Genomic DNA, 10,401 nt, shown 5'->3' with positions numbered 1-10,401 from the left:
GCCCTGCTGCGCATCCCGGTGCTCGAGGAAACCGGGCTGAAGAAGCTGTACAACGGTCCCGAGAGCTTCACCCCCGACAACCATTTCATCCTCGGCGAGGCCCCCGAAGTCACGAACTTCTTCGTGGCGGCCGGCTTCAACTCCGTCGGCATCGCCTCTGCCGGCGGCGCCGGCCGCGCACTGGCCGAATGGATCGTGAACGGCTCGCCGACCAGCGACCTCACCAGTGTCGACATTCGGCGTTTCGCGCCGTTCAACGGCAACAACAGCTGGCTGCACGACCGGGTCGCCGAGGTCCTCGGGCTGCACTACGAAATACCTTGGCCGAACCGCGAAATGACGACAGCCCGGCCGTTCCGTCGGTCTCCGGTGCACCATCTGCTCGTCGCCGGGGGAGCAAACTTCGGCAGCCGAATGGGCTGGGAGCGGGCCAACTTCTTCGCGCCGGCGGGCGCCGAACCGGTCATCGAGTATTCGTGGGGCAAGCAGAACTGGCTGCCGTGGTCGGCAGCGGAACAGGTGAGCACCCGCACCGCGGTCACGGTGTTCGACCAGACGTCGTTCTCGAAGTACCTCCTGGTCGGTCACGACGCAGAAGCCGCGCTGCAGTGGCTGTGCACGGCGGATCTGTCCGTCGACGTGGGAACGTGCGTGTACACCGGGATGCTGAACGAACGCGGCTGTTACGAATCCGACGTGACGGTCACCCGCACCGCCGACGACGAGTTCCTCATCGTCAGCAGCGCGGCCACCACCGAGCGGGACAAGGACCACATCCGCCGGAATCTGCCCGCAGGCACGCAGGCCCAACTGGTCGACGTCACCTCGTCGCTTGCGGTGTTCGGCGTGATGGGTCCGCGATCGAGGGACCTGCTCGCCACCCTCACCGATGCCGATCTGAGTGACGGCGCCTTCCCGTTCGGCACCAGCCAGCGAATTACGTTGGGCTACTCCACCGTTCGCGCGACCCGCATCACCTACGTCGGGGAGCTCGGTTGGGAGCTCTACGTTCCGAGCGAGTTCGCGGTCGGCGTCTACGAGGACCTGATGGCCGCGGGCGCCGACCTCGGGATAACCCGCGGCGGTTATTACGCGATCGAGTCGCTGCGCCTGGAGAAGGGTTACCGCGCGTTCGGCCGCGAGCTGACCCCTGGCGACAATCCGGTCGAGGCCGGGTTGCTGTTCGCTTGCAAACTCACGACCGACGTCGACTTCCTCGGCCGCACTGCGGTCGAGAAGGCCAGGGCCGAAGGGCCCCGCCGCCGCATCGTGGGCTTCGCGGTCGACTCGCCAGACGCCATGCTGTGGGGCGGCGAGCCGATCCTGCGCAACGGTGTGGTCGCGGGCCAGGTCACCTCCGCGGCATGGGCGGAGACGACGGGTGCGTGCGTCGGCCTCGCGTACCTCCGATCCGGCGACGGCGCCCAGGTGGACGCCAAGTGGATCGGCGCCGGGGCCTACGAGGTGAACGTCGGCGGCACGATTCATCCGATCACCGTGTCGACCAAGGCCATCTACGACCCCGCCAACACGAGGATTCGCTGACCGATGAGCGACGTCAACCGCCGAACCGGCGATAGGATTTTCGGGTGTGATCGGGCAGACCCCCCCGATCGTCGGGTGAATCCACCGAAGGTGGGTACCCGTGGTCGAAATCCTCTGATAGGAACAGGCGACTCGTGAAGATTCTGCTCGACGACGCGGAGATGGACGCCCAACTGGGCCGGACCTTGATCGCCGTCTCGGCCGAAGCCGCCGATCTGGGTGAGGTCATGACGACGGCGGGCCGGGTGTCCGAAGGAGACTACGACTCCTGGTTCACCGAATGGTCCACGACCGCCGAGGTCGCCCAGTCGCTCGCCGAGGAAGCGCTCCGCGGCGGACACGTGGTGACGGCTCGCAAGGCCTTCCTGCGCGCCTCGGAGTACTGGCGGCAGTCGTTCTTCTTCATCCGCCACGACATCGACGACGAACGGCTCCAGCACGCGTGGCGACAGCATCGCCAGGCGTTCCGGGCGGCCTTGCCGCTGCTCGACTGCCACGCGGTGGCCGTCGACATCCCGTACGACGGCGTATCGATGACGGGCTACCTGTTCCGGCCCGCCGACGCCGACACCCCGCGGCCAACGATCCTGGCGCCGTGTGGATTCGACTCGACGGCCGAAGCGGGATACGTGTCCACGGGCTACATGGCGCTGCCGCGCGGGTACAACTTCTTCGTGTTCGAGGGGCCGGGCCAGGGCGGCACCCTCTTCGAGCACCGGCGTCCCTTCCAGCCCGACTTCGAGGTCCCGTTCGCCGGGGCGTTCCGATGGCTGCTCCAGCAGGACGGCGTACACCCGCATGCGGTGATCGTGATGGGCCGCTCGTTCGGCGGATACCTCGGCCCACGGGCCGCGGCCTTCGAGCCGCGGGTGGCCGCCCTCGTCGCCGACCCAGGACAGTACGACTTCGCCTCCCGGATCGGCGTGTTCGCCAAGGGGGTCGGTTACGACGACACCGAGGCATTCATGGAGCGGCTGCTCGCCGCCGACCCCGACCTCGACGCCGAACTGCAGAAGGCACTCGACACTCCACGCAACATCGAGTGGTACGGCTCGCGAATGGCCGCCATGGGCACCACCACCGTTGGCGACTTCCTTCGCAAACAATTGACCTTCACGCTGGAGGGCGTCGCCACCGACATCAGTTGTCCGACACTGCTCACCGAGGGCGAGGGCGACTTCGCCGCCCAGGGCGAGCTGCTCTTCGAGAACCTGAAGTGCGAACGCCGGCTGACGACGTTCAGCGAAGCCGAGGGCGCTGGCGGGCACTGCGAAGGTCTCGGTAGCACCCTGTTCGAGGGCTATGCCTTCGACTGGATCGACCGGATTCTCGGTCGCGCTCAAGCACCGACCGCGGAGAAGTAGCCCGCGATTCCAATGAGGCAGCTCATCCCGCACAGGAAGAGCGTGCCGAGGGCGAACGGCCAGGCGGCCTTCCGGCGGACCAGCGCGACGATGGTGATGACGGTGCCGACGATGCCGAGGGCGAGCGCCACGAGGAGGCCCGTTCCGACCGCGGTCACGGCGCCTTCGGCGCTGCATGTCTCCGGCGGACAGTGGTCGAGGAAGGCCAGGAAGAAGAATCCCATCACCGCCGCACCGGCACCGACGAGCACCGTCAGAACCAGGGCGATGATGGACACGGTCAGATCGGCCGTCGAGATGGGCGGCTTCCGCGGCGGGGCAATCACGGGAGTCAGGTGCTCGGCTCGAGGTCGTCCCACAGCGTCATGAGATTCTCCAGGATCTCCTCGGCGTATCCGAGGCCGGCGAGATGACTCTCGCCGGGCAGCACGTACAACTCGGCGTCGGGTAACAGCGACACCATGTGCTCGCCATGCGCGAACGGAATGATGTGGTCCTTGTCGCCATGCCACCAACGCACGGGCACCTTCACTTCGTTGAGTCGGAAGCCCCAGTCCTTCGCGAAGGCCACGACGTCCGCGAACGGCGCCGCCATCTGCTTGCGGCTGCCGTTGAGCAGGTCGTCCAGGAACATGGCCTTGAACTCCGGTCGGGCGAGCAGCCGCCGATCACCCTCTGGCGAAATTCGTCCATACATGTCCACTGCGCGCTCGCCGAGTGGCTTGATCAACTGGATCAACCCGACGGCCGCCAGTCGCAGCGGCAGGCCGATCACCGGCATGAAGGGCGCGACTGCCGAACCGAGCGACATCAATCCACCCTTGATGGCCTCGGGGCCGATCGTGGGCGCCACGCCGCCGAGCACTCCGCACACCACGACGCGGTCGGGCATCGCCGCCGCACAGGCCAACGCATAGGGCCCGCCGCCGGAAAGTCCGATGACAGCCATCTCACCGATGCCGAGGACGTCGGCGATCGTGCGCAGGTCCTCGGCGAACGCCAAGACGTTTGGGTACTGGAACGGCGTCGACGAACCGATTCCCGGCCGGTCGACACCGATCAACCGGATGTGCCTGCGTTCCGCGTAGATTCTGGCCTCGACCGGGATTTGCCTGCGGGCGCCGGGGGTGCCGTGCAGCCAGAACACAGCGCGACCCTGGGGATCTCCGAACTCGGCGAAGCCAATCTGACGATCGTCCCCGACGGCGACATTGCCCTCCAGCTTGGGACGTGCGATCTGCATCATCCCGAAAGTGTCGCATGCGGGTTTTGCGCGTAAGCGCGACTCGGCGCTACCGCGTCAGCAACGAGGCGCGGTACTGAAGCCACGGGTATCGGGCGGATGGGAGAATCACCCCGATGAGTGCCGTACGCGTGGTCGTGGCCGATGACGACGTCCTACTCCGCGAGGGCCTGGCCAGCCTGCTCGACCGATCGGGTTTCGAGGTGGTCGGTCAGGCGGGCGACGCCGTCGAACTGCTCGACCTGGTCCGGGATCGCCAACCGGGGTTGGTGTTGACCGACATCCGGATGCCGCCGTCGCACGACACCGAGGGACTCGACGCGGCCAAGACCATCAGGGAGCAATGGCCCGACATCGCCATCCTGGTGCTGTCAGCCCACGTCGACGTCGAACATGCGATGGAACTGCTGGCCGGGGGCCACTCGATCGGCTACCTGCTCAAGAGCCGAATCACCGACGTCGACGACTTCGTCCAGACGGCCGCGCGGATCGCCGGCGGCGCGTCCGTCGTCGACCCCGCGCTCGTTCAGGAGCTGGTCTCCGCCCGTCGTCGCGACGACCCGCTGGCGGCGCTCAGCACCCGTGAGCGCGAAGTCCTGGTGTTGATGGCCGAGGGCCTTTCGAATTCGGGCATCGCGGGCCGAATCTGGGTCACCGAGGGAACGGTCGAGAAGCACGTGCGCAGCATCCTGACGAAGCTGAACCTGCCGGAGACGCACGACGAGCACCGTCGGGTGCGAGCGGTGATCATGTACCTCGACTCGCTGTGAGGGTCGGAACCAGCTAGCGGTGTGCCTCGACGAGGTCTCTGATCGCGTCGGGTGACAGGGCGAACTTCGCGAGGAAGCCGAGAGCCGGACTGGCGGCGATCATCTCCGCGTAGTCCTGTTCGGAGTGCGTGGAGATGAGGATGACCGACGGCGCGGGCGTATCGGCCAGGTGGAGCTGCTCGACGACGTCGAAGCCACTCGCGCCTGCGAGCTCGACGTCCACCAAAGTGACGTCCGGACGTAGATCGGCGTAGCTGGTCAACGCCTCCTCGGCGGTGCAGGCGACGCCGACGACGTCGATCCCCGCACGCTCGAGCATCCCGGTCGCGGCGTTACAGAAGTTGGCACTGTCGTCGACGATCAAACAGCGCATGGGACAACCTCTGGGAACGACACCAGCCGAGCTTGGCAGAGCGCCGGACGGGCAGCATTGCTGCTAGCGGGAATCTCCGCCGGGAAACGGCATACGATCCTCCTGCGATGACCGAGCGACAGCCGTCCACCGACGACGCCCGACCAGGATGGTTCACGCGGGTCCGCCATCGGCTGTTGACCATGTTCCTCCGCCCGACGGCGCGCCCGCTGGGTTGGGGGATCGTGGTCGCGGTCGGCTTCATCGCCGCCGAGACCATGGTGGTCCTGTATCTCAGCCGAGTGGCCCCCGAGAACGCGTTCGGGGCCATCTTCCTGCTGGGTGTGCTGGTGGTGTCCGCGGGCTGGAACTTCGGCCTGGCGATCACGACGTCGGTCGTCAGTTCACTGGTCTACCTGTCGTTCCACCTCGATGACGTGGCCGCGGGGTTGTTCGTCTTCCTTCCCGTCGCCCTACTGGCCAACGTGCTTGCCGGCCAGGCGCGGTTGCGCGCCGCCGAAGCCGAACAACGCCGCCGCGAGGCCGCCGCACTCGCGACGCAACAGGAGGCGTTACGCCGCGTCGCGACATTGGTGGCCCGCGGCGCCGAGCCCGCGACCGTGTACCCGACCGCCGTCACCGAGTTGGCGCGCGGTCTCGACGTCGAGCACGTCACCCTGGTCCGCTTCGACGCCGACGAATCGTGCATCGTGCTGGCCGCGCACGACCGCCCAGGACGCACGACTCTGCAAGTGGGAGAACGACTTCGGATAGATGGCGACAGCGTCGCCGTTCGGATCCGGCGCACCGGCTCCGCAGCGCGGGTAGACGACTACGCGGGGATCCGAGGAACCATCGCCGCCCGGATGCGCGGGCTCGGGCTGCGCTCGTGTGCCGGTGCACCCGTCACCATCGGCGGCGAGCTGAGAGGCGCTCTCATCGTCGGTTCGGTGCACGCCGAAGCGATGCCCGGCGGCACGGAGGAACGGATCGGCGACTTCGCCGACCTCGTCGCGACGGCGATCGCCAACGCGGAGGCGCGGGCGGAGCTCACCGCGTCGCGGGCGCGCATCGTGGCCGCCGGCGATCAGGCCAGGCGCGGCTTCGAACGCGACCTCCATGACGGCGCCCAGCAGCGCATCGTGGCACTGGGACTCGGACTGCGGACCGTCGAAGCGTCGGTGCCACCCGAAGACCAGGCCGTGCGCAAGCAGCTCGAGAACGTCATCAATGGCTTGGCGGATCTCTACACCAACCTTCAAGAACTCTCGCGCGGAATTCACCCGGCGATCTTGTCCAAGGGTGGCCTCGGCCCCGCCCTGCGAGCGCTCAGTCGGCGCTCGGCCGTCCCCGCCAGCGTCACCGTCGACGTGAACCGTCGGCTCTCGGAGCCCATCGAGGTCGCCGCCTACTACGTCGTCGCAGAAGCGATGACGAACGCCGCGAAGCACGCCAACGCCTCCTACCTCACCATCCGGGTCGGGCTGATCGAGGACGAGCTGCGCATCGACGTCACCGACGACGGCATCGGGGGAGCGATGTCGACGGGCAACGGATCCGGACTGGTCGGTCTCAGAGACAGGGTCGAGGCGTTGTCGGGGCGGCTTGACGTCTCGAGCCCACCCGGCAAGGGCACGTCACTGACGGCCGCCATCCCCGTGGGGAGTGACGAGCCAGACCCCGCGGCAACCGGCTAGCCGACCCAGCGTGGCGGCAGCCGGTCCGCCCACGGCATCGCGACTTCGAGCTTTGCCGCAAGCTGGAGCAGCACCGTCTCGTCTGGCGCCATCAGTTGGACGCCGATCGGCAAACCCGTCGACGTCACCCCGAGCGGAAGCGAAATTGCCGCCCAGCCAGTGACATTCGCCATCGTCGTCCAGCCCGTCGTGGCGAATTCGACGTCGAAGAACGCACGGGTGGTTCCGCGCGGCTGATTCAGCAGGCCGTACGGCGGCGGGAGAGTGACCAGAGTCGGCACCAGCAACACGTCGTGCCCGGTCATTCCGGCGGCGAAACACCGGGTCTGGGCGTGCACGGCACCGATCGCCTCGGCATAGGCGACACCGGTCGTCGTGAAACCCTCGCGCATCATCACCCAACTGCTCGGCTCGAAGTCGTCCTCTTCGGGCTCGCGGCCCAGCAGAGCCTTGCCGAAGGCGTGCAGTTGCGCATTGCTGACGGTGTGCAGGACGGCGATCGCGTCGGCGACGACGTCGGGATCGAACGTCGGAGCCCCTGAGTCGATGTGGTGTCCGAGATCGGCGAGGACGCGGGCAACCGATTCCACGGCCGCGACGACCTCGGGATGCGTTGGCGGTCCGGGGAATGGCGAGTCGGTGGTGGTCAGAATCCTTGTCGGCGTTGGCGATTGGGCGATCACCGCCAGGTATGGAAGATCGGGTACCGGCACGCTGTACGGGTCACCGGCGATGGAGCCGGCGACGACGTCGAGCAGGGCGGCGCAGTCGCGAACCGTCCGCGTGAGCGCATGGCCGTTGACCAAACCCTCCATGCCCTGGCCGCCGTCCGGCGCGAACGAGCTTCGCCCGCGACGCGGCTTGAGCCCCACCAGCCCGCAACACGACGCGGGCACCCTGATCGAGCCGGTGCCGTCGCCCCCGGATGCGGCGGGCACGACTCCCGCCGCGACCGCAGCGGCCGAACCGCCGCTCGAACCGCCGGGGGTGATGTCGGGCGACCACGGATTCACCGTCGGCCCGAACAGAACCGGCTCGGTGGTGCAGTGGTTGCCCCACTCGGGGGTGTTGGTCTTGCCGAAGACGACCAGACCAGCGTCCAGGTATCGTTCGACGTTCCAGCCGGATTCGGTCGGGACGTAGGTGCTCAGCGCCCGCGAGCCCATCGCTTCCGGCGTCCCGGCCAGCGCCGCCCCCAAATCCTTCAGCAGGAACGGGACTCCGGCCAACGGACCCGCCGCGCCGGTGCGCAGCAGGCCGGAGGCGTCGAGCGCCGCGGCCTGCTCCCGACCGCGATCGAACAAATCGGTGATGACGGCGTTGAGGTCACGTGCCCCGTCGAGTCGGGTGATGGCGGCGTCGAGAAGTTCGACCGCCGTCAGCGCACCCGAGCTGACGAGCTCCGCTTGACCGAGCGCATCGACGGAAGCCAGCTCGCGAGCCTGTTGAGAGTCCATTGTGTCGGATCCTCAACCCTGGCATCGCGTTCGGCAACTCGGCGGCCGTCAACTGGTTTCTTCGACCGCTTCCGTGCGCTTGTCAACGACCCTGGTCTTGTACAGGCTGGCGAACGTCGTGATGAGGAGCGTGACGATGATGACGCCAAGGCTCGCGAGCGTCGGGATCTCCGGCACGGGGACGTGCTGGCCGCCGTTGATGAACGGAAGTTCGTTCTCGTGCAACGCGTGCAGCACCAGCTTCACGCCGATGAACGCCAAGATGAACGCCAGCCCTTGGGAGAGGTAGACGAGCCGCTTGAGCATGTCGCCGAGCAGGAAGTAGAGCTGCCGCAGACCCATCAGCGCGAACACGTTGGCGGTGAACACGATGTAGGGCTCCTTGGTGAGCCCGTAGATGGCGGGAATCGAATCGAGCGCGAACAGCAGGTCGGTGGTGCCCAGTGCCACGATGACGAGGAACATCGGCGTCATCAGACGCTTTCCGTCCTCCTTGATCCAGAGCTTGAGGCCGTCCCACTTGTCGGTGAGCGTCAGGTGGTTGCGCGCGAACTTCACCACGCGGTTCTCGCCATCGTCGTCGTGGTCGGTGTCGCGCACCAGGTTGATCGCGGTGTACACCAGAAACGCGCCGAAGACATAGAAGATCCAGGAGAACTGGTTGATCGCAACGGCGCCGAGCGCGATGAAGATGCCGCGGAAGATCAACGCCAGGATGATGCCGATCAGCAGCGCCTCCTGCTGATACTTCCTCGGCACCTTGAAGCTGGCCATGATGATCAGGAAGATGAACAGGTTGTCGACGGACAGGCTGTACTCGGTCAGCCAACCCGCGAAGAATTCGACACCGAACTGGGTGCCGTGGAAGTACGTCACCCACACGCCGAAGGCGACGGCCAGCCCGACGTAGAACGACAGCGCGATCGCGCACTCCCGAAACGTCGGCTCGTGCGGCCTACGGGCGATGAAGATGATGTCGAACAGAAGAACGGCCAACGTCACGCCAAGCGTGACGATCCATTCGATCTGAGTTACTTGCATTGAGGGTGCCTCCGGACGTCACAAAACGGCCGAGGTCTCTTCCACCGCATGGAATGCGATCCACGGCACCGGCTGCCCAACGATGGACAACGTGATGACGACACCGTGACGAAGGAATACTCCCCTCGTCGGCAAGTCTGGCAGACGACGGGCCCGACGGGAAATCAGGCAAGTCCGCCGCGCTACCGCGATTTCTTGCGCACCTTGTCGACCCCGTCGGCCGAATTGGCGATGCCGATGGCGATCAGAACGTCCGCCGCAGTGATGACGAGCCCGCTGTAATACATCCACTTGAGGCCCGGTTCTGGTTGCACGGCAAAGTAAACGAACAGGAAGATCGGGCCGACGATGCCGCACAGGAGGACGAAGAGTTGGACGCGGACGTAGCGCCAGAACTTGTCCTTCCCCCATGCCATCCCCTGATCTCCCTCCACCGGGCGCACTGTTCGCGGTAAGCATATGGTGAGCAATCCCTCACCCGAGGGGCAGCGCGCGACGGCGATTCGAGGTACGTGCACCGTGATTCTGGACCTGCTGAGCCCCAGCGTCGAGATTGGCCTGGTGACGACGAACGTCGAGGCGATGGTCGAGTTCTACGAAGGCTTCCTCGGCCTCGAACCGCAGGGTGAGATCGAGTTCGCCGACGGATCTCAACGGAGGTACCTGCTCGGTGCGAGCGTGCTGAAACTCGTCACGTACGCGACGCCACCGCCGCTGCCCGCGGCGCCAGGGGGCGGGCGCGCGCAGGCCGGGCTCAGGTACTTCACCGTCGGCGTCCGGAATCTCCGCGACGTCGCTGCCAAGGTCGGGGCGGCCGGCTACGAGATCGTCGAGGCGCCCACCGAGTTCGCGCCTGTCCCCGGAATGGGCTGGATGTTCATCGCCGACCCGGACGGGAACTCCATCGAGCTGTTCGGGACGCTGTGAGCTGA

10 protein-coding genes and 1 pseudogene are annotated in these 10,401 nt (G+C 66.7%); 5 read left to right on the top strand and 6 right to left on the bottom strand.

Annotated features, from left to right (window positions below; all coding sequences use genetic code 11):
• Nucleotides 1-1,545: aminomethyl transferase family protein (locus tag QOD90_RS30535; protein WP_526356178.1), on the top strand; the 1,545-nt coding region annotated here is incomplete at its 5' end.
• A 134-nt stretch (nt 1,546-1,679) separates the two neighbouring features.
• Nucleotides 1,680-2,909 carry an alpha/beta hydrolase family protein gene (locus tag QOD90_RS30530; RefSeq protein WP_526356176.1) on the top strand — a complete coding sequence of 410 codons (1,230 nt, stop codon included), beginning with the start codon at nt 1,680-1,682 and terminating at the stop codon, nt 2,907-2,909.
• Here the strand turns inward: QOD90_RS30530 and QOD90_RS30525 are convergent.
• Complete coding sequence (locus QOD90_RS30525) at nt 2,885-3,268, bottom strand: hypothetical protein (protein WP_526356174.1); 384 nt, start codon at nt 3,266-3,268, stop codon at nt 2,885-2,887. The two genes, QOD90_RS30530 and QOD90_RS30525, sit on opposite strands and share 25 nt — an antisense overlap.
• On the bottom strand, nt 3,241-4,155 hold the full coding sequence (locus QOD90_RS30520) for an alpha/beta fold hydrolase (protein ID WP_526356172.1): 915 nt from the start codon (nt 4,153-4,155) through the stop codon (nt 3,241-3,243). The genes QOD90_RS30525 and QOD90_RS30520 overlap by 28 nt, the downstream gene beginning before the upstream one ends.
• Before the next feature lie 113 nt (nt 4,156-4,268).
• Between QOD90_RS30520 and QOD90_RS30515 the strand changes: the two genes are divergently transcribed.
• Nucleotides 4,269-4,922 (top strand): response regulator, encoded by a 654-nt coding sequence (locus QOD90_RS30515; protein WP_526356170.1) that lies wholly within the window; start codon nt 4,269-4,271, stop codon nt 4,920-4,922.
• 13 nt (nt 4,923-4,935) lie between these two features.
• Here QOD90_RS30515 and QOD90_RS30510 read toward each other — a convergent pair whose 3' ends face one another.
• Nucleotides 4,936-5,295, bottom strand: coding sequence for a response regulator transcription factor (locus tag QOD90_RS30510; RefSeq protein ID WP_526356168.1), 360 nt, complete (start codon nt 5,293-5,295; stop codon nt 4,936-4,938).
• A gap of 107 nt (nt 5,296-5,402) precedes the next feature.
• Between QOD90_RS30510 and QOD90_RS30505 the strand changes: the two genes are divergently transcribed.
• The gene (locus QOD90_RS30505) at nt 5,403-6,971 is read left to right on the top strand and encodes a GAF domain-containing sensor histidine kinase (RefSeq protein WP_526356166.1); all 1,569 of its coding nucleotides are present in this window, start codon (nt 5,403-5,405) and stop codon (nt 6,969-6,971) included.
• Here QOD90_RS30505 and QOD90_RS30500 read toward each other — a convergent pair.
• The 3 genes and pseudogenes from QOD90_RS30500 to QOD90_RS30490 form a co-directional block, all read right to left on the bottom strand.
• Nucleotides 6,968-8,428, bottom strand: a complete 1,461-nt coding sequence (locus tag QOD90_RS30500; RefSeq protein ID WP_526356164.1) for an amidase — start codon at nt 8,426-8,428, stop codon at nt 6,968-6,970. The genes QOD90_RS30505 and QOD90_RS30500 overlap by 4 nt on opposite strands.
• A gap of 48 nt (nt 8,429-8,476) precedes the next feature.
• Nucleotides 8,477-9,469, bottom strand: a complete 993-nt coding sequence (locus QOD90_RS30495) for a TerC family protein (protein ID WP_526356162.1) — start codon at nt 9,467-9,469, stop codon at nt 8,477-8,479.
• A gap of 230 nt (nt 9,470-9,699) precedes the next feature.
• Nucleotides 9,700-9,885 (bottom strand): annotated as a pseudogene (locus tag QOD90_RS30490) (hypothetical protein); the annotation flags it as partial.
• Between the two features lie 43 nt (nt 9,886-9,928).
• Between QOD90_RS30490 and QOD90_RS30485 the strand changes: the two are divergent.
• Nucleotides 9,929-10,396 carry a VOC family protein gene (locus tag QOD90_RS30485; RefSeq protein WP_526356160.1) on the top strand — a complete coding sequence of 156 codons (468 nt, stop codon included), beginning with the start codon at nt 9,929-9,931 and terminating at the stop codon, nt 10,394-10,396.
• Nucleotides 10,397-10,401 lie beyond the last annotated feature (5 nt).

This window comes from Mycobacterium sp., assembly GCF_032161845.1.
Taxonomy (GTDB): Bacteria; Actinomycetota; Actinomycetes; order Mycobacteriales; family Mycobacteriaceae; genus Mycobacterium.
The sequence above is the reverse complement of the archived record's forward strand: the minus strand, read 5'-3'. Positions and strand labels throughout refer to the sequence as shown.

Bases quoted from the DNA above. Each gene is read 5' to 3' on its own strand.
- QOD90_RS30515 (WP_526356170.1), top strand. From the start codon at position 4,269: ATGAGTGCCGTACGCGTGGTCGTGGCCGATGACGACGTCCTACTCCGC.
- QOD90_RS30500 (WP_526356164.1), bottom strand. From the start codon at position 8,428: ATGGACTCTCAACAGGCTCGCGAGCTGGCTTCCGTCGATGCGCTCGGT.
- QOD90_RS30505 (WP_526356166.1), top strand. From the start codon at position 5,403: ATGACCGAGCGACAGCCGTCCACCGACGACGCCCGACCAGGATGGTTC.
- QOD90_RS30495 (WP_526356162.1), bottom strand. From the start codon at position 9,469: ATGCAAGTAACTCAGATCGAATGGATCGTCACGCTTGGCGTGACGTTG.
- QOD90_RS30510 (WP_526356168.1), bottom strand. From the start codon at position 5,295: ATGCGCTGTTTGATCGTCGACGACAGTGCCAACTTCTGTAACGCCGCG.
- QOD90_RS30485 (WP_526356160.1), top strand. From the start codon at position 9,929: ATGGTGAGCAATCCCTCACCCGAGGGGCAGCGCGCGACGGCGATTCGA.
- QOD90_RS30520 (WP_526356172.1), bottom strand. From the start codon at position 4,155: ATGATGCAGATCGCACGTCCCAAGCTGGAGGGCAATGTCGCCGTCGGG.